Origin of the sequence: Salmonella sp. SA14318 (genome assembly GCF_029866905.1) — a bacterium.
GTDB lineage: Bacteria > Pseudomonadota > Gammaproteobacteria > Enterobacterales > Enterobacteriaceae > Salmonella > Salmonella enterica.
Window position 1 is genome coordinate 3,049,990 of record NZ_CP123282.1, and the last position, 18,386, is coordinate 3,068,375.

Here is an 18,386-nt window from a genome sequence, read left to right on the forward strand (position 1 = left end):
TAAACGGGCCGCCGCAGCAGATGTGGCGGCCCGTGGTTTTACTGCAAGCGATGTTTATTGAAATTAATCAGGCAGCCCGCCTTGATGAGCTCCAGCCCGCCGCCCTCCGGCACACAGCGCTTTAGTACGCGTTCACTACAACCCACATTGGCCCCTGGCCGACGGCATAACGGCCTTTTTCCGTCAGCAACCCCTGAGTGCCCGTAATTTCATAGACCGCGATATGATGTGATTTTTGACCCGCTGCAATCAGGTATTTTCCGCTATTGTCGATATTAAAGCCGCGCGGTTGGGCTTCCGTCGGCTGGAAGCCTTCAACGCTCAGTACGCTGCCATCTTCGGAGACACTAAAGACGGTAATCAGACTGGCGGTGCGGTCACAGGCATACAGATGCCGTCCATCCGGCGTAATATGAATATCCGCCGCCCAGCGGGTATCGGAAAAATCGGCGGGCATCATATCCAGCGTTTGCACGCACTCTATCTCGCCATGCGGATTTTTAAGCTGCCAGACATCCACCGAACTGTTCAGTTCATTGACGCAATACGCATATTGTCGATTCGGGTGGAAGACCATATGACGCGGGCCTGCCCCTTCAACTGTATTTACTTCCGCCGGCTCCTGGGCCACCAGATGGCCGTCATCGCTTAGCGTAAACAGACAAATGCGATCCTGTTTTAGCGCAGGCACCCACAGGGTACGGTTATCCGGCGTAATATTTGCCGAGTGGCAGCCGTCCAGCCCCTCCACCACATCCACCAGCTCAACCGGCAGGCCATCCTGTAAGCGCGTCACGCTGACATTACCGGCGTTATACGATCCGACAAAGACAAAACGACCATGATGATCGGTAGAAATATGGGTCGGGCTACCCGGCAGGGCGGATTCGGCGGCAAACGTCAGCGCGCCATCATCCGGCGCAATACGATACGCCAGGACACGAAACTCCGGGCGCACGCCGACATAGAGGTAGCGTTTATCCGGACTGACCACCATCGGCTGAACCTGACCGGGCACATCCACGACCTGCACCAGCGTCAGCGTCCCTTCGTGGTTCAGGCTCCAGACGTGAATTTGCTGACTCTCAGGGCTGGCGGTATAGACTGTTTGTTTCATGAATACTCCTTTGCATATGGCATGTAGCTGCAATAACAGGACACAGCTTAACGTAGTCGCTTTTGACGGCGAATGCTGAATTCAGACGCAGAATTTTGTCTGCTTACCGTCCCGGTGTACCATGCCGACAGACGGAATTATTACTCTTAATCTGGAAAAAATTATGACTGCACGCGTGATTGCCCTCGATTTAGACGGAACGTTATTAACCCCGCATAAAACCTTACTCCCCTCCTCGCTTGACGCGCTATCACGCGCCAAAGAGGCGGGCTTTCAACTTATCATTGTCACTGGTCGCCATCACGTTGCTATTCATCCTTTTTATCAGGCGCTGGCGCTGGAAACACCTGCTATTTGCTGCAACGGCACCTATTTGTATGATTATCAAGCTAAAACTGTCCTGGATGCCGATCCTATGCCCGTGGATAAGGCGTTGCAGTTGATTGATTTACTGGATGAGCATCAGATTCACGGCCTGATGTATGTTGATGACGCTATGCTTTACGAACACCCAACCGGCCACGTCGTGCGTACCTCCCGGTGGGCGCAGACCTTGCCGCCGGAACAACGTCCGACCTTTACACAGGTCTCTTCGTTAGCGCAGGCGGCGCGCGACGTGAATGCCGTGTGGAAGTTTGCGCTTACCGATGAAGATATTCCCAGACTACAGCGGTTCGGTCAGCATGTTGAACAGGCGCTTGGCCTGGAGTGCGAATGGTCATGGCACGATCAGGTGGATATCGCGCGCAAAGGCAACAGTAAAGGCAAGCGCCTTACCCAGTGGATAGAAGCGCAGGGAGGGTCAATGAAAAATGTGATCGCTTTCGGCGATAACTACAACGACATCAGTATGCTGGAGGCGGCAGGCACCGGCGTTGCGATGGGCAACGCCGATGAGGCGGTGAAAGCGCGCGCTGACGTTGTGATCGGCGATAACACTACCGATAGCATCGCCAAATTTATTTACACCCACCTGCTATAGTCAGGCGGTGATAGAAACGCTTTTCACCTGCGCGTAAAGCCACAGGCCAGGCTTGATACTCAGCTCATCCCTGGCCCACGGGCTTATTCGCGCCCACAGCGTTCTGCCGCCTATCTCAAGCTGGACTTCCACCTGTCCGTTATCGTCATAACAATTCGCCACTTTTGCCCGCAATACGTTGCGGATACTGGTCTGCTGCGGCGGCTGTAGTACCAGCGAGACATCCGACGCCTGTATGCGAATACGCAGTGTGGATTGCAGCGGCTGATTGAGTTTATTTACCCACAGGTGCTGGTCGCCAAGCGCCAGAGCGGTCATGGCATAATGCGGGTGATGCTCCAGCACGCTGACTTTCAGAATACTGCTCTGTTGCTCTTTCGGCAGCCACGGGTGCATAACGCTGCTTCCCCAGACCTCCTCCAGCGGGCCAAACGCTTTAACCTGTCCATCCTCCAGCACCATGACTTTATCCGCCAGGTGGAGAATTTCATCGAGAGAATGGCTGACATACAGCATGGGAATATTGATTTCCCGCGCCAGCCGTTGCAGGTACGGCAGTAATTCGCGTTTACGCGGGATATCCAGCGAGGCCAACGGTTCGTCCAACAGCAGCAACTCCGGGGCGGTGAGCAATGCCCGGCCTATCGCTACGCGCTGTTTTTCTCCGCCGGACAAGCTCCCCGGCAGGCGATCAAGCAACGCTTCAATTCCCAGCAGCGACACCAGCTTATCAAACTGACCGGTCATGCTTTTCGCCATGCCGTAGCGCAAATTGCCGCGTACTTTGTAATGGGGGAACAGGCGCGCATCCTGGAAAACATAACCGATGCGGCGCTTTTCCGGCGTTAAACAGATACCGTTTTCCGCGTCATGCAACACCCGGCCATTCAGCGCGATGCGTCCTTTTTGCGGGCGAGTCAAACCGCTGATGGCATTAATCAGCGAGGTTTTTCCCGCGCCGGAGACGCCAAAGATAGCCGTGATCCCACTGGCTGGCAGCGTTTCGTTGAGGGTTAAACAGTGCGTTCCCAGCGTCTGGGAAAAATTAAGCTCCAGCATGGTTAGCGCCCCGTCCGTTCACGGCTAATCCGCGCCAGCCATTCAGAAATCAACAGCGAAATCAGCGCTAATACAATCGAAATCACGCACAGCCTCGCCGCCGCGCTCTCCCCGCCCGGCGTCTGGATCAAGGTATACATGGCGGAAGGTATGGTGCGGGTTTCGCCCGGAATATTGGAAACAAAGGTAATGGTCGCGCCAAATTCGCCAAGCGAACGGGCAAACGCCAGCACCGTACCGACAATAATGCCTGGCAGGGTAAGCGGTAAGGTGATAGTCAGAAAAACGCGCCAGCGCCCGGCGCCCAGCGTTCTGGCGGCCTGTTCAAGCTTGATATCCACCCCCTCCAGCGCCAGCCGAATGGCCCGCACCATCAGCGGGAAGGACATCACCGCCGCGGCCAGCACGGCGCCGCGCCAGCTAAAGGCAAACGTGAGACCGAACCAGTCATACAGCCACTGGCCAATAAACCCGCGTCGCCCCATCGACACCAGCAGCAGATAGCCGACCACCACCGGCGGCAGCACCAGCGGCAGATGCAGGACGCTATCAAGTAAGGCTTTGCCCGGAAACCGGCATCGCACCAGTAACCAGGCAAAAAAGATCCCAAACGGCAGGCTAAACAGCACGGCCAGGGAAGACACTTTCAGGCTAAGAAGGACAGCCTGCCATTCTGGATCGGTCAGTATCATTACTTCGTCGTAAATCCATAACGTTTAAAGATTGCCGAGGCCTGCGGTCCTTTCAGGTAATCATAGAACGCGCTGACGGTCGCATTTTTATGCCCCTCCACGATAGCGATGGGGTATTCCACTTTTTTATGTGAATCTTCCGGGAACGTCGCCACCACGTTGACCCCCTTGCTGGCGACCGCATCAGAACCGTATACAATGCCCAAAGGCGCTTCGTTACGTTCGACCAGCGCCAACGCGCCGCGCACATCCTCGCCCGGCGCCAGTTTCGGTTCAAGCGTTTGCCATGCGCCCAACTTTTGCAGCGCTTCTTTGGCATAAATTCCCGCCGGTACGTGTTGCGGATCGCCCACCGCCAGACGCCCGCCGTTCAGCAGACGAATCCAGTCCGTTTTGTTGTCGATGGTAAACGGTTTCTGCCCGCTGGCTTTCGGCGCTACCACCACCAGGCTATTGCCAAGCAATGTTTCGCGCGTCGTGGTATCCACCGCTTTTTTATCGGCTGCGTAATCCATCCATTTCTGGTCAGCAGAGATGAACAGATCCGCCGGCGCGCCCGCTTCTATTTGGCGCGCCAGCGTTGAAGAGGAGGCGAATGAGGAAACCACATCCACATTTTTCTCTTTTTTATATTCTGCCGCAATGTCTTGCATCGCGTTCGTTAGCGACGCGGCGGCGAATACGGTGATCTTGCCTTCATCCGCCAGCGCATGACCAGCGATGACGAAAGATAATGTCGCCCCTGCGACCAGGCGTAACCAGGAATGCGCCATCTGTAACTCCTTGTGCGTTTCGTTATGTAAACGACAATATAACGATAATCTCAGGGGTTTCCCAGCGGTTATTCATACCCATTAACGATTAAACACAGAAAATATCGGCAGGAAAAGCAGGATCTTGAGTAACAAAAACGCCCGACTGAGCGGGCGTTTGGGGAAATCAGCGGTTCTGTCTGGACTGGTCTTTCTGACCGATACCGGAAAAAATGTTGAACACCTCACCCAGACCGTAAATCAGACCGAGGATGATGGCCATCACTACCGGTACCATGATGACGGCGAATACCAGACTTTTTAATAACTCTAACATGGGCAACTCCAGATATAGTCCTTTTTGTATTTTAACCGCATCACACAGAAAAGCACTCCCCTTTTGTGCGGTCGGCTTTGCGCTGACGCGCTTTTCAGTCACAATAGTCTTTTTACCAGGAGCTGGTTATGCAGGCCGAAATCCTTCTTACCCTGAAACTTCAGCAAAAGCTTTTTGCCGATCCCCGACGTATCTCTCTGCTGAAACACATTGCGCTTTCCGGCTCGATTAGTCAGGGCGCGAAAGACGCGGGAATCAGCTATAAGAGCGCCTGGGATGCGATAAACGACATGAACCAGCTTAGCGAACATATGCTGGTTGAACGCGCAACGGGCGGCAAAGGCGGCGGCGGCGCGGTATTAACCCGCTATGGCCAGCGTCTGATCCAGCTTTACGATTTGCTGGGCCAAATTCAGCAAAAAGCGTTCGATGTGTTAAGCGACGATGACGCCCTGCCGCTTGACAGTCTGCTGGCCGCTATCTCCCGCTTTTCACTGCAAACCAGCGCCCGAAATCAGTGGTTCGGCACCATTACCGCCCGCGATCGCGATCAGGTGCAACAGCATGTCGACGTGCTGCTGGCCGACGGCAAAACGCGGCTCAAAGTCGCGCTGACGGCGCAAAGCGGCGAGCGTCTCGGCCTGGAGGAGGGAAAAGAAGTGCTGATCCTGCTAAAAGCGCCGTGGGTTGGCATTACCCGGGATGCAGCCGTTGCGCGCGCCGCTGACAATCAGTTGTCGGGAACGATCAGCCATATCGAGCGCGGCGCGGAACAGTGTGAAGTGTTGATGGCGCTGCCGGACGGCCAGACGCTGTGCGCCACGATACCGACTGCGGATGCCGCCACGTTAAAGGAAGGCGATGACGTGATTGCCTGGTTTAATGCGGACAGAGTGATTATTGCAACGTTGTGCTAAGCACATTGACATCCGTTGCCGAAAGACGTATCCCTGTCATTCATCGCTGCAAAAAATGGGATGCAAAATGTCATCGTTGCAAATTTCGCAAGGCACGTTTCGTCTGAGCGATACAAAAACACTTCATCTGGATTCGCTGACGCTCAATGCGGGCGATAGCTGGGCATTCGTTGGGGCTAACGGGAGCGGGAAGTCGGCGCTCGCCCGCGCGCTGGCGGGCGAACTGCCGTTATTAACAGGCGAGCGCCAGTGTCGGTTTACCCGCATTACTCGTCTGTCCTTTGAACAATTGCAAAAGCTGGTCAGCGATGAGTGGCAACGTAATAACACCGATATGCTCAGTCCTGGCGAAGACGATACCGGGCGCACTACCGCGGAAATTATTCAGGATGATGTTCACCATCCTGCCCGCTGTGCGATGCTGGCGCAGCAGTTCGGCATTTCCGCTTTACTCAACAGGCGTTTTAAATACCTTTCTACCGGCGAGACGCGAAAAGCGCTGCTGTGTCAGGCGCTGATGTCTGAGCCGGAGTTATTGATCCTTGATGAACCGTTCGACGGGCTTGACGTGACCGCCCGTCAACAACTGGCGCAACGCCTGACGGCGTTGAACCAGGCGGGCATTACCCTGGCGCTGGTACTCAACCGTTTTGATGAAATCCCGGACTTCGTGCAGTTTGCCGGGGTGCTTGCCGACTGTACGCTGGCGGAGACCGGAACGACGGCAGAGTTGCTGCAACGGGCGTTGGTTGCTCAACTCGCGCACAGCGAGCATCTGACCGACGTACAATTACCCGAACCGGACGAACCTTCCGCCCGCCATGCGTTACCCGATGGCGAACCACGGATCGTACTTAACGATGGCGTAGTCTCGTATAACGATCGCCCTATCCTCCACCACCTAAGCTGGCGAGTCAATCCGGGCGAACACTGGCAGATCATCGGTCCTAACGGAGCGGGTAAGTCTACGTTGCTTAGCCTTATTACTGGCGATCATCCGCAAGGCTACAGCAACGATCTTACGCTGTTCGGGCGGCGGCGAGGAAGCGGCGAAACAATCTGGGATATCAAAAAACATATCGGCTACGTCAGCAGCAGTTTACATCTGGATTACCGCGTCAGTACCACGGTACGCAATGTCATTCTCTCCGGCTATTTCGATTCTATCGGCATTTACCAGGCCGTTTCAGACAGGCAACGAAAACTGGCGCAACAGTGGCTGGATATTCTGGGAATCGATAAGCGTACGGCGGATGCCCCCTTCCACAGTCTCTCCTGGGGACAGCAGCGGCTGGCGCTGATCGTGCGCGCGCTGGTTAAGCATCCGACAGTGTTGATTCTGGATGAGCCGCTGCAAGGGTTGGACCCGCTGAACCGCCAACTGGTACGCCGTTTTGTAGATGTATTAATTCGCCAGGGAGAGACCCAACTGCTGTTCGTTTCCCATCATGCAGAGGATGCGCCTGCCTGTATTACCCACCGGCTGGAATTTGTACCAGAGGGCGAACGTTATAAGTACGTTTCCGGACGATGCAATAATTAAATGTATTATCAGAATGGCGCCGCGCGCCATTCTGGAACCACTCTCCTTTTATTAATAATAATAATAACTGTCGATAAGCTTACTATCTCTTGAATCGCTGACCGCCTCATTGTCATAATAATCCTGAAATTTTCGACAATGATGTCGTATGTGAATATAAGGGATTCATTATGGCTTTTCGTTTTCCACAAATAATACTATTTTTACTGGCAGCCATGTTATTTTGCCCCGGCAGTTATGCTGAGCAAAAGCCGACCGCTGCGCAGGAAGCGCGTAAAACCGCCGTTGAGGTCGCTGTTGAAGGCATGAGTCGCGCCGCCGTTGCGGGTCCGACAAAGATTAGTTTAGGTGATAAAGCCACGCTTAATCTGCCGGAAGGATTTACCTGGATACCCGCAAAAGAAGCGGCGGTATTTATGCGTGAAATTGGTAACTATGTTGACGATGAATATTTTTACGGTCTCGTATTTAAAAAGGAAATGAATGGATTTATTTCTATCGAATATGATGATTCTGGTTACGTAAAAGATGATGATGCAAAAAATTGGGATGCCGATGAATTAATGGATAACCTGCGCAAAGGCACAAAAGAAGCGAATAAAGATCGTATTGCAAAAGGCATTGAGCCGATAGAAATTATTGGCTGGATCGAGAAGCCTACCTACGATGCAACCAATCATCGTCTGATCTGGTCCGCCGCCATCCAGGATATCGGCACCAACGAACCACTGAATGAACAAGGCGTGAACTACAACACCTATCTGCTGGGACGTGAAGGCTATTTTTCTTTAAATCTGGTGACCGACAGAGGTTCTGTTGACCACGAAATCCCTCTGGCGAAAAGAATTCTCAGTTCCGTCAAGTTCAACGCTGGACAACGCTACGCTGACTTCAACGAATCAACGGACAAAATAGCGGAGTATGGGCTCGCCGCGCTGATTGGCGGTATCGCGGCCAAGAAAGTAGGACTGCTTGCTATGCTCGGTATCGCGTTACTTAAATTCTGGAAAGTGACCGCCATCGGCGTCGTCGCTGTCGGGGCGCTCGCCAGGAAGCTACTCTCGCGTAAAAAAGACTGACAGCTCCTGCCCCGTCCGTTTCATTCCCAGGCGCGTAACGCGCCTTTTTTTCGGATAAAAAGCAGAAGCATTCTCAAGCCAGATGATTTGTAATCATTTAATCGATACAAATGCGTAAAATCACCAGTGTGTAAACGATTCCACTAATTTATTACATGTCACACTTTTCGCATCTTTGTTATGCTATGGTTATTCCATACCATAGGCTTAACGGAGCGAATTATGAGAGTATTGGTTACAGGTGGTAGCGGTTACATTGGAAGTCATACCTGCGTACAATTGCTGCAAAATGGTCATGACGTTGTCATCCTCGATAACCTCTGCAACAGCAAGCGCAGCGTGCTGCCCGTTATTGAACGTCTGGGCGGTAAGCACCCGACCTTTGTCGAAGGAGATATTCGCAACGAAGCGCTTATAACCGAAATTCTGCACGATCACGCGATTGATACCGTGATTCACTTTGCCGGCCTGAAAGCCGTCGGCGAATCGGTCGCCAGGCCGCTGGAGTACTATGACAACAACGTCAACGGTACGCTGCGGTTGGTCAGCGCCATGCGTGCGGCCAACGTTAAAAACCTTATTTTTAGCTCCTCCGCCACCGTTTATGGCGATCAGCCCAAAATTCCTTACGTCGAAAGTTTTCCTACCGGCACGCCGCAAAGCCCCTACGGCAAAAGTAAATTGATGGTAGAACAGATCCTCACCGATCTGCAAAAAGCCCAGCCGGAGTGGAGTATTGCGCTGCTGCGTTATTTCAACCCGGTCGGCGCGCACCCGTCGGGCGACATGGGAGAAGATCCGCAAGGTATTCCGAATAACCTGATGCCCTATATCGCCCAGGTCGCCGTGGGTCGTCGCGAATCGCTCGCCGTTTTCGGCAACGATTACCCGACCGAGGATGGCACCGGCGTACGCGATTACATTCACGTTATGGACTTAGCCGACGGGCACGTCGTGGCGATGGAAAAACTGGCGGACAAATCCGGCGTACATATTTATAACCTCGGCGCGGGTGTCGGCAGTAGCGTCCTGGATGTGGTCAACGCCTTTAGTAAAGCCTGCGGTAAACCCATTAATTACCACTTCGCGCCGCGTCGCGACGGCGATCTCCCAGCGTATTGGGCGGATGCCAGCAAAGCCGATCGCGAGCTGAACTGGCGCGTCACCCGCACGCTTGACGAAATGGCGCAGGACACCTGGCACTGGCAGTCACGCCATCCGCAGGGATACCCAGATTAAGGACGTTGTTATGACCCCATTTAATCCCATCGATCATCCGCATCGCCGTTATAACCCGCTTACCGGCCAGTGGGTTCTGGTTTCGCCGCATCGCGCAAAACGCCCCTGGCAGGGGGCGCAGGAAACGCCGTCTCAGCAAATGCTGCCGGCCCACGATCCGGACTGCTTCTTGTGTGCGGGCAATACGCGTGTCACCGGCGATAAAAATCCCGATTACAAAGGGACTTACGTCTTTACTAACGATTTCGCGGCGCTGATGGCCGACACGCCGGATGCGCCGGACAGCCACGATCCGCTGATGCGCTGTCAGAGCGCGCGCGGCACTAGCCGCGTGATCTGCTTTTCTCCCGATCACAGTAAAACGCTGCCGGAGTTGAGCCTGCCCGCGCTGACGGAAATCGTCAGAACCTGGCAGACGCAGACCGCCGAGTTAGGCAAAACCTATTCGTGGGTGCAGGTCTTTGAAAATAAAGGCGCGGCGATGGGCTGTTCGAACCCGCATCCGCATGGACAGGTCTGGGCCAACAGCTTCCTGCCGAATGAGGCCGAACGCGAAGATCGTTTACAAAAAGCCTACTTCGCCGAGCAGCGCTCGCCAATGCTGGTGGATTATGTCCAGCGAGAACTGGCGGACGGCAGCCGCACCGTGGTCGAAACCGAACACTGGCTGGCGGTGGTGCCTTACTGGGCGGCGTGGCCGTTCGAAACGCTACTGTTACCCAAAACGCATGTCCTGCGCATTACCGATTTAAGCGACGAGCAGCGCGACTCTCTGGCGCTGGCGTTGAAAAAGCTGACCAGTCGTTATGACAACCTGTTCCAGTGTTCCTTCCCTTACTCAATGGGCTGGCACGGCGCGCCGTTTAACGGTGAAGAAAACGCACACTGGCAGTTGCACGCGCACTTTTATCCGCCGCTGCTGCGCTCTGCGACCGTCCGCAAATTTATGGTCGGCTATGAAATGCTGGCGGAAACCCAGCGTGATTTAACCGCAGAACAAGCGGCTGAACGCCTGCGCGCGGTCAGCGACATCCATTTTCGCGAATCCGGAGTATAAAAATGAATCTGAAAGAGAAAACGCGCGCGCTGTTTGCTGAAATTTTCGGCTACCCTGCCACCCACACGATTCAGGCGCCAGGCCGCGTCAACCTGATCGGCGAGCATACTGATTACAATGATGGTTTCGTTCTGCCCTGCGCTATCGATTACCAGACCGTAATTAGCTGTGCGCCGCGCGACGATCGTACCGTACGGGTGATTGCCGCCGATTACGACAATCAGGTGGACGAATTTTCACTGGATGCGCCGATCGTGACCCACGATAGTCAGCAGTGGTCTAACTATGTGCGCGGCGTAGTGAAACACCTGCAGCAGCGTAACAACACGTTTGGCGGCGTGGATATGGTCATCAGCGGCAATGTGCCGCAGGGCGCCGGGTTAAGCTCCTCCGCCTCGCTGGAAGTGGCGGTGGGCACCGTCTTCCAGCAGCTTTATCACCTGCCGCTGGACGGCGCGCAAATTGCGCTCAACGGACAAGAGGCCGAGAACCAGTTTGTCGGCTGTAACTGCGGCATTATGGATCAGCTCATCTCTGCGCTCGGCAAAAAAGATCATGCGTTGCTGATTGATTGCCGTACGCTCGGCGCCAAAGCGGTTTCCATGCCGAAAGGTGTCGCCGTGGTGATCATCAATAGTAACTTTAAGCGCACGCTGGTAGGCAGCGAGTATAATACCCGCCGTGAACAGTGCGAAACCGGCGCCCGTTTCTTCCAGCAGCCGGCCCTGCGCGATGTCAGCCTTGAGGCGTTCAATGCCGTTGCCAGCGAACTGGACCCGGTAGTCGCAAAACGCGTTCGCCATGTATTGAGCGAAAATGCGCGCACCGTTGAAGCGGCAAGCGCGCTGGAGAAAGGTGATTTGCAACGTATGGGCCAACTGATGGCGGAGTCCCATGCCTCAATGCGCGATGATTTCGAAATTACCGTCCCGCAGATAGACACGCTGGTAGACATCGTCAAAGCGACCATCGGCGATCAAGGCGGCGTGCGCATGACCGGCGGCGGCTTCGGCGGCTGTGTTGTCGCGCTGATCCCGGAAGATCTGGTTCCCGCTGTTCAGCAGGCCGTTGCGCAACAGTACGAAGCGAAAACCGGAATCAAAGAAACCTTTTATGTATGCAAACCGTCACAAGGAGCAGGACAGTGCTAAATGAAACGCCCGCACTGGCCCCCGATGGTCAACCGTACCGCCTGCTAACCCTGCGCAATAGCGCAGGGATGGTGGTAACGCTGATGGACTGGGGAGCCACTCTTCTTTCCGCCCGTATTCCGCTGTCTGACGGCAGCGTTCGGGAAGCATTGCTGGGCTGCGCCAGCCCGGAACACTACCCTGAACAGACGTCATTCCTCGGCGCCTCTATTGGCCGTTACGCGAACCGTATCGCCAATAGCCGTTATACGTTTGCCGGCGAAACCGTACAGTTAAGCCCAAGCCAGGGCGAGAACCAGCTACACGGCGGACCGGAAGGCTTTGACAAGCGCCGCTGGCAAATTGTGAACCAGAACGATCGCCAGGTATTATTCGCGCTCACCTCTGATGACGGCGACCAGGGCTTTCCTGGCCATCTTTGCGCCACGGCGCAATATCGTCTGACCGATGACAATAGAATCTCCATCACCTACCGGGCGACGGTCGATAAACCCTGTCCGGTGAATTTGACCAACCACGTCTATTTTAATCTGGACGGCGATCGGACCGACGTGCGCCAGCATAAGCTGCAAATTCTGGCGGATGAGTATCTGCCGGTAGATGAATCCGGTATTCCACGCCAGGGGCTAAAATCGGTAGCCAATACCTCGTTTGACTTCCGGATGCCAAAAGTCATTGCCAGCGAGTTTCTCGCCGATGACGATCAGCGCAAGGTTAAAGGCTACGATCATGCTTTCCTGCTACAGACGCAGGGTGATGGCAAAAAGCCGGCGGCCCGTCTATGGTCACAGGATGGAAAGCTACAAATGATGGTTTACACCACCGCCCCGGCGCTACAGTTTTATTCCGGCAATTATCTGGCGGGTACACCTTCCCGTGGACCGGAACCTTATGCCGACTGGCAAGGGCTGGCGCTGGAGAGCGAACTGCTGCCGGACAGCCCGAATCATCCTGAATGGCCGCAGCCTGACTGTATCCTTCGCCCTGGCGAGGAGTACGCCAGCCTGACCGAGTATCAGTTTATTCCGTTCTAACGATATGCCGCTACATGCCCGATGACGCAAGCTTATCGGGCCTACGCGCCATTGCCCTGCTCAAACCTCCACCACTTAAAGACAAAATCGCAACTCTGAGTTCACAAGAACCTTACACTGCGCCACTATTTTCGCTATGGTTATGCGTAAGCATTGCCGCCAACACCTCGCGGCAATATAATGAGAATTATTATCATTACATATGATTTATAGGAGTGAGAGTATGGCTGTAACTAAGCTGGTTCTGGTACGTCACGGTGAAAGTCAATGGAACAAAGAGAACCGTTTCACCGGCTGGTATGATGTTGACCTGTCTGAAAAAGGCGTAAGCGAAGCAAAAGCAGCGGGTAAACTGCTAAAAGAAGAAGGTTTCAGCTTTGATTTTGCCTACACTTCCGTACTGAAACGCGCTATCCATACGCTGTGGAACGTACTGGATGAACTGGATCAGGCGTGGCTGCCGGTGGAAAAATCCTGGAAACTCAATGAACGTCACTATGGCGCGTTGCAGGGGCTGAATAAAGCGGAAACGGCCGAAAAATATGGTGACGAGCAGGTTAAGCAGTGGCGCCGCGGTTTTGCCGTGACGCCGCCGGAACTGACCAAAGATGATGAGCGTTATCCGGGTCACGATCCACGTTATGCCAAACTGAGCGAGAAAGAGCTGCCGTTGACCGAAAGTCTGGCGCTGACCATCGACCGCGTTATTCCTTACTGGAACGACACCATCCTGCCGCGTATGAAGAGCGGTGAGCGCGTGATCATCGCCGCTCACGGTAACTCATTGCGTGCGCTGGTGAAATACCTGGATAACATGAGTGAAGATGAGATTCTTGAGTTAAACATCCCGACCGGCGTGCCGCTGGTGTATGAGTTCGACGAAAACTTCAAGCCGATCAAACATTACTATCTGGGCAACGCTGACGAGATCGCTGCGAAAGCGGCTGCCGTGGCGAATCAGGGTAAAGCGAAGTAATCACCTTTGCCGGATGGCGGTATAACTGCCTTATCCGGCCTACGAGCAATGGGTAGGCCGGATAAGCGCAGCGCCATCAGGCAATATGTCTTAAACAGCGATCACGCCGTCCAGCACCACCTGCAATTTACCCTGCGAACAGCGCTCCACGCGTCCTCGTACCCGGTACACTTCAGCCAGACGCTCCGCAGTAATCACCGTCTCCGGCGCGCCGCTGGCGACCAGCCTGCCGTCTTTTAGCATCAGGACATGGTCACCATGACGCAGTGCAATATTAATGTCATGCGCCACGACTATCGTCACCCTATTTTGCGCCTGGGTATCCCGACGCACGAGATCCATTACGTGAAACTGATAGTTTAAATCCAGCGCGCTGAGCGGCTCATCCAGCAACAGAAGTTCAGGGCGACGAATCAGCGATTGCGCCAGACCCACTAACTGCCGCTGACCGCCGGAAAGCTGGTCGAGATACTGCAACGCCAGATGCGTTATGCCCAATTGCTCAAGGATAGCCAGTATCTGCGCTCTGCCCTGCGCATTGTCTCTGCCGCCTGATGCCCGCAGTACCACGATAATCGACTCCAGTACATGCAGATGTACGCCCTGCGGTAATGACTGCGGCAAAAACACAACTTTCTGCGCCCGCTCGGCAAACGATAACGACATGAGATCCTCGCCATCAAGCAGCGCCTCGCCGTCGGCGTTATTCAGCCCGGCCAGCGAACGTAGTAACGTCGATTTACCACAGCCGTTCGGCCCCAGCAAAATGGTAATTTTCCCGCGCGGCAGTAAGGGAACGTTGAGATCTGCAATAACCGGCTGAGTGGAATAGCTGGCGCTAAATGAGCGGAGCATTAACCCGCGCATCAGAGACTCCCCCGATGTCGCAATACAATGCTTAAAAAGAACGGAACCCCGACCAGCGAGGTGACAATCCCCACCGGCACCATGACGCCCGGAATACTATTTTTCGCCGCAATAGAGGCCAGCGATAACACCAGCCCGCCTATCAGCACGCTGCCCGGAAGGTAGAAACGGTGATCTTCCCCCAAAAGTATTCGCGCAATGTGCGGCGCAACGAGACCAATAAAACCAATCGGCCCGACGAAAGCTACCGTCAGCGCTGATAACAAGCTGATACGCAACAATGACAGCAGGCGTAAACGGCGGACATGAATCCCAAAGCTCATCGCCCTCTCTTCGCCCAGACGTAATGCCGTGAGTTGCCAGGCGCTTCGTAACGCGCAAAAAAGCACAGCAATAAACACCACGGCCAGTACGCCCAATTTTTCCCACGACGCGCGGACCAGGCTCCCCATCGTCCAGAATACCAGCCCCTGCAGCGTATCTTCATCAGCCACAAACTGCATAATGGCGACCAACGCGTTAAAGGTGAATACCAGCGCAATACCGAACAACACCACTCCGGATGCGGCGACACCTGTCCAACGGGTAATACCGTCCAGGAGTAACGCGGATAAAAGCGCAAAGATGAACGCATTGGCCGGGATAAACCAGGCGGCAGGAATACCGGGAATACCGATCCCCAACACAATCGCCAGCGCAGCGCCAAAAGCCGCTGCGGACGATACGCCAAGGGTAAACGGCGTTGCCAGCGGATTATTTAAAATGGTTTGCATTTCGGCGCCCGCTAACCCTAACGCCATGCCCACCAGTAGGGCCATCAGGGCATAGGGTAAACGAATATCCCAGACAATAACGTGTATGCCCGCATTCACCTTTTCCGGCTGGAAAAGCGCCTGCCACAGCGCACTGAGCGGTAAACCCGAAGACCCACAGGTTACATCCACCATCAGTGAAGCCATCATCGCCAGCGCAATAGCTAACATGAGCACAGCCCGTTTGCGTATGATCTGGCGATAGCGCGGAATGACGGGCGTGGAAGCGAGAGCGGGGGCTAAAAGTGATTTGTCCTGACAGGTCATGGCTCGGGCTACGTTATTAATCAGAGGAGAATTATAGCGCCGAATTATTTCGTTATATATTTATTTATATTTCGATTAATGACACGGTGGCCTATCTCACCGGTTTCCAATAAATATCCTCCGGCATAGCCCTGTCTCTTGATCAGATCTCCTGATCAAGAGACAGGGCCTGGCTGGGGGTTTTCCATAGACAAAAAAAGCGTGGAGCCATCCACGCTTGAGGCTGCTGACAACGTGTAACCAGGTGGCAATGTTCCAACCACGGACCTACAAAAAGTACGTAATCTGTTGATATTCTCATTTCGTAAGTCAGGCAAAGCGCTAGCTGCCTCTCGCAGAAATGCCAACACAATAGATAATTGTCAGCAGTCCTCATTTTTCAGTCAGCAAATATCGGTCCGGCAGGGAATTTCGCCAGAAACCCGGTGACGGCCAGCAGCGACCATAGCCCGGGCCACTCAATCTGGCGCTCCCGCAGTTCATCATCCAGCGTCATAAGCGCAAACTCACCTTTATCGCCCAGCACGCCGCCCTGCCAGAGCAGCCGCTGCGCCTGCTGCCGCGCCCAGGGAGAATCGCTCTTCCAGGCCAGCAGGTGCAGCAGAGCCTGCTGCAGGCAGACACTGTGAGAATGTTGATCCCGCAACAGCCGCCGGTAAACCGGCAGCGATATGCTGCGCACGGTATAAAAACCGCTGCGGGTTTCGCTGTCAACATCTGCCATGCCAGCACAGAACTGACTGGCCAGGTCACATAAACGATTGTGCGTCAGCGGCTGGCGCAGAGCATCCAGACGACCTGCTGCGGCACACAGCAGCCCGCTCCTTTGCCGTTCTTGTGGCAGCGAATCAGGCAAAACCGCTACCGTTTCAGCCGCCCCGGCCTGCGCATGCTGTACGCCCGCGTCATAACAACGGACAAAGAAATCATGGCTGCCACGGACGATTGACGGGTGCGCCAGCAGATTCAGCGCCGGGTGCAGTTGTTCAAGCTCGTCCAGTGACGCCAGCGTATAATTGACAACCACATCTTTTGTCGACGCCCGGCCTTCCGGACGAAATGCTATGGTTTCATTCATCAAAGTCTCCTTATGGGACATTCCCGGAGGCGATGCTGCGCATCTGTCCGGGCTACAGATCCATGCAATCCGGTAGCCCGGACAGGCGCAACGCGCCGCCTCCGGGAAAGGAACAGATTTACATCGCCAGCACGTACTTCAGCATCACCCCGGCGGCTATCGCCGAGCCAATCACCCCCGCCACGTTCGGGCCCATCGCGTGCATCAGCAGGAAGTTCTGTGCGTCCGACTCCAGCCCCACTTTGTTCGATACGCGGGCTGCCATCGGCACCGCCGACACACCGGCGGAGCCAATCAGCGGGTTAATTTTGTTCTTACTGCACAGGTTCAGCAGCTTCGCCATCAGCACCCCGGCCGCCGTCCCGATACCGAACGCAATCACACCCAGCAGCAGAATGCCCAGCGTCTGTGGCTGCAGGAACTTGTCCGCCACCAGTTTTGCGCCAACGGAAAGCCCCAGGAAAATGGTCACGATATTAATCAGACCGTTCTGCACCGTGTCGCTCAGACGCTCCACCACGCCGCTTTCGCGCATCAGATTGCCAAAGCAGAACATCCCCAGCAGCGGCGCGGCGTCCGGCAGCAGCAGCGCCACCAGTAGTAACAGCACCACCGGGAACAGAATCTTCTCCCGCTTACTCACCGTGCGCAGCTGCACCATGCGGATTTTCCGCTCCTTCTCCGTGGTCAGCGCCTTCATAATCGGCGGCTGGATTAACGGCACCAGCGCCATATACGAGTACGCCGCCACCGCGATGGCCCCCAGCAGCTCCGGCGCCAGCTTGCCCGACAGGTAAATCGCCGTCGGGCCGTCCGCGCCGCCGATAATGCCGATGGCCGCCGCCTGTGGCAGGGTGAAGGAAATCAGGCCGAAGTAGTTCAGCGTCAGCGCCCCCAGCACGGTGGCGAAGATGCCGAACTGCGCCGCCGCGCCGAGCAGCAGGGTGCGCGGGTTGGCCAGCAGCGGGCCGAAGTCGGTCATCGCGCCCACGCCCATGAAGATGACCAGCGGCGCGACACCGGAGCCAATCGCCACTTTATAGAACAGCGCCAGCACCCCCGGCGTGTAGCCCATGTCCACCGCCAGGTTCTCCATCTGGCTCTGCACCGACGGCAGCGCCAGCGCTAATGCCTCTTTAATGGCGTGCACGTCCGGCGCGCAGTTCAGCTTCGCGGCAATCACCGCCAGCTGCCCGGCGTCGTGATGCGCCAGCAGGCTTTCCAGCGCGGTCAGCGCCATACCCGCTTCCGGGATGTTGGAGAGCAGCCCGCCGAAGCCAATCGGCAGCAGCAACAACGGCTCGAACTTCTTCGCTATCGCCAGCCACAGCAGCAGCAGGCTCACCAGCAGCATGATGGCCTGGCCTGCGCCAAGGTGCATCAGCCCCATGCCCTGAAGCAGGGCGTTCAGACTTTCCATTTCAGTT

At 55.2% G+C, this 18,386-nt stretch carries 18 protein-coding genes; 9 read left to right on the plus strand and 9 right to left on the minus strand.

The window, feature by feature from the left end:
• Nucleotides 1-121: 121 nt before the first annotated feature.
• On the minus strand, nucleotides 122-1,117 hold the full coding sequence (gene pgl / locus QEN32_RS14665; protein ID WP_000815468.1) for a 6-phosphogluconolactonase: 996 nt from the start codon (nucleotides 1,115-1,117) through the stop codon (nucleotides 122-124).
• A gap of 163 nt (nucleotides 1,118-1,280) precedes the next feature.
• On the opposite strand from pgl, the gene QEN32_RS14670 reads away from it, so the two are divergent.
• On the plus strand, nucleotides 1,281-2,099 hold the full coding sequence (locus QEN32_RS14670; RefSeq protein WP_001748281.1) for a pyridoxal phosphatase: 819 nt from the start codon (nucleotides 1,281-1,283) through the stop codon (nucleotides 2,097-2,099).
• Here QEN32_RS14670 and modC read toward each other — a convergent pair whose 3' ends face one another.
• The 4 genes from modC to QEN32_RS14690 all read right to left on the minus strand — a co-directional run bounded on the left by modC (nucleotide 2,100) and on the right by QEN32_RS14690 (nucleotide 4,939).
• Nucleotides 2,100-3,158: a molybdenum ABC transporter ATP-binding protein ModC gene (modC, locus tag QEN32_RS14675; protein WP_000891711.1), complete on the minus strand. Its 1,059-nt coding sequence runs from the start codon at nucleotides 3,156-3,158 to the stop codon at nucleotides 2,100-2,102.
• 2 nt (nucleotides 3,159-3,160) lie between these two features.
• Nucleotides 3,161-3,850, minus strand: coding sequence for a molybdate ABC transporter permease subunit (gene modB / locus QEN32_RS14680; protein WP_000604026.1), 690 nt, complete (start codon nucleotides 3,848-3,850; stop codon nucleotides 3,161-3,163).
• Complete coding sequence (gene modA / locus QEN32_RS14685) at nucleotides 3,850-4,623, minus strand: molybdate ABC transporter substrate-binding protein (RefSeq protein WP_047607266.1); 774 nt, start codon at nucleotides 4,621-4,623, stop codon at nucleotides 3,850-3,852. The genes modB and modA overlap by 1 nt, the downstream gene beginning before the upstream one ends.
• 166 nt (nucleotides 4,624-4,789) lie before the next feature.
• A complete protein-coding gene (locus QEN32_RS14690; RefSeq protein ID WP_000891513.1) occupies nucleotides 4,790-4,939 on the minus strand; it encodes an AcrZ family multidrug efflux pump-associated protein in 150 nt (49 codons plus the stop codon).
• Between the two features lie 128 nt (nucleotides 4,940-5,067).
• Here QEN32_RS14690 and modE point away from each other — a divergent pair, with 128 nt between their 5' ends.
• From modE to gpmA, 8 genes are all read left to right on the plus strand, one after another.
• Nucleotides 5,068-5,856: a molybdenum-dependent transcriptional regulator gene (modE, locus tag QEN32_RS14695; protein WP_001147416.1), complete on the plus strand. Its 789-nt coding sequence runs from the start codon at nucleotides 5,068-5,070 to the stop codon at nucleotides 5,854-5,856.
• 67 nt (nucleotides 5,857-5,923) lie between these two features.
• Nucleotides 5,924-7,399 (plus strand): molybdate ABC transporter ATP-binding protein ModF, encoded by a 1,476-nt coding sequence (gene modF, locus QEN32_RS14700; RefSeq protein WP_265322353.1) that lies wholly within the window; start codon nucleotides 5,924-5,926, stop codon nucleotides 7,397-7,399.
• A 170-nt stretch (nucleotides 7,400-7,569) separates the two neighbouring features.
• Nucleotides 7,570-8,478 (plus strand): DUF2167 domain-containing protein, encoded by a 909-nt coding sequence (locus QEN32_RS14705; protein WP_000885519.1) that lies wholly within the window; start codon nucleotides 7,570-7,572, stop codon nucleotides 8,476-8,478.
• Nucleotides 8,479-8,700: 222 nt separating this feature from the next.
• The gene (galE, locus tag QEN32_RS14710; RefSeq protein ID WP_001265465.1) at nucleotides 8,701-9,717 is read left to right on the plus strand and encodes a UDP-glucose 4-epimerase GalE; all 1,017 of its coding nucleotides are present in this window, start codon (nucleotides 8,701-8,703) and stop codon (nucleotides 9,715-9,717) included.
• 10 nt (nucleotides 9,718-9,727) lie between these two features.
• Nucleotides 9,728-10,774 carry a galactose-1-phosphate uridylyltransferase gene (galT, locus tag QEN32_RS14715; protein ID WP_080185154.1) on the plus strand — a complete coding sequence of 349 codons (1,047 nt, stop codon included), beginning with the start codon at nucleotides 9,728-9,730 and terminating at the stop codon, nucleotides 10,772-10,774.
• A 2-nt stretch (nucleotides 10,775-10,776) separates the two neighbouring features.
• Nucleotides 10,777-11,925, plus strand: a complete 1,149-nt coding sequence (gene galK, locus QEN32_RS14720; RefSeq protein ID WP_023221278.1) for a galactokinase — start codon at nucleotides 10,777-10,779, stop codon at nucleotides 11,923-11,925.
• On the plus strand, nucleotides 11,919-12,959 hold the full coding sequence (gene galM, locus QEN32_RS14725) for a galactose-1-epimerase (protein ID WP_000931428.1): 1,041 nt from the start codon (nucleotides 11,919-11,921) through the stop codon (nucleotides 12,957-12,959). The genes galK and galM overlap by 7 nt, the downstream gene beginning before the upstream one ends.
• A 223-nt stretch (nucleotides 12,960-13,182) precedes the next feature.
• Nucleotides 13,183-13,935 (plus strand): 2,3-diphosphoglycerate-dependent phosphoglycerate mutase, encoded by a 753-nt coding sequence (gene gpmA / locus QEN32_RS14730; RefSeq protein WP_000301554.1) that lies wholly within the window; start codon nucleotides 13,183-13,185, stop codon nucleotides 13,933-13,935.
• A 90-nt stretch (nucleotides 13,936-14,025) separates the two neighbouring features.
• Here the strand turns inward: gpmA and QEN32_RS14735 are convergent, their stop codons facing one another.
• The 4 genes from QEN32_RS14735 to QEN32_RS14750 form a co-directional block, all read right to left on the minus strand.
• Nucleotides 14,026-14,802 (minus strand): ABC transporter ATP-binding protein, encoded by a 777-nt coding sequence (locus tag QEN32_RS14735; protein ID WP_017465744.1) that lies wholly within the window; start codon nucleotides 14,800-14,802, stop codon nucleotides 14,026-14,028.
• Nucleotides 14,802-15,881 carry an iron ABC transporter permease gene (locus tag QEN32_RS14740; RefSeq protein ID WP_000128328.1) on the minus strand — a complete coding sequence of 360 codons (1,080 nt, stop codon included), beginning with the start codon at nucleotides 15,879-15,881 and terminating at the stop codon, nucleotides 14,802-14,804. The genes QEN32_RS14735 and QEN32_RS14740 overlap by 1 nt, the downstream gene beginning before the upstream one ends.
• 379 nt (nucleotides 15,882-16,260) lie before the next feature.
• Nucleotides 16,261-16,959 (minus strand): triphosphoribosyl-dephospho-CoA synthase, encoded by a 699-nt coding sequence (locus tag QEN32_RS14745; protein WP_023206980.1) that lies wholly within the window; start codon nucleotides 16,957-16,959, stop codon nucleotides 16,261-16,263.
• Nucleotides 16,960-17,077: 118 nt separating this feature from the next.
• Nucleotides 17,078-18,379 carry an oxalacetate decarboxylase subunit beta gene (locus QEN32_RS14750; RefSeq protein ID WP_061695252.1) on the minus strand — a complete coding sequence of 434 codons (1,302 nt, stop codon included), beginning with the start codon at nucleotides 18,377-18,379 and terminating at the stop codon, nucleotides 17,078-17,080.
• Nucleotides 18,380-18,386 lie beyond the last annotated feature (7 nt).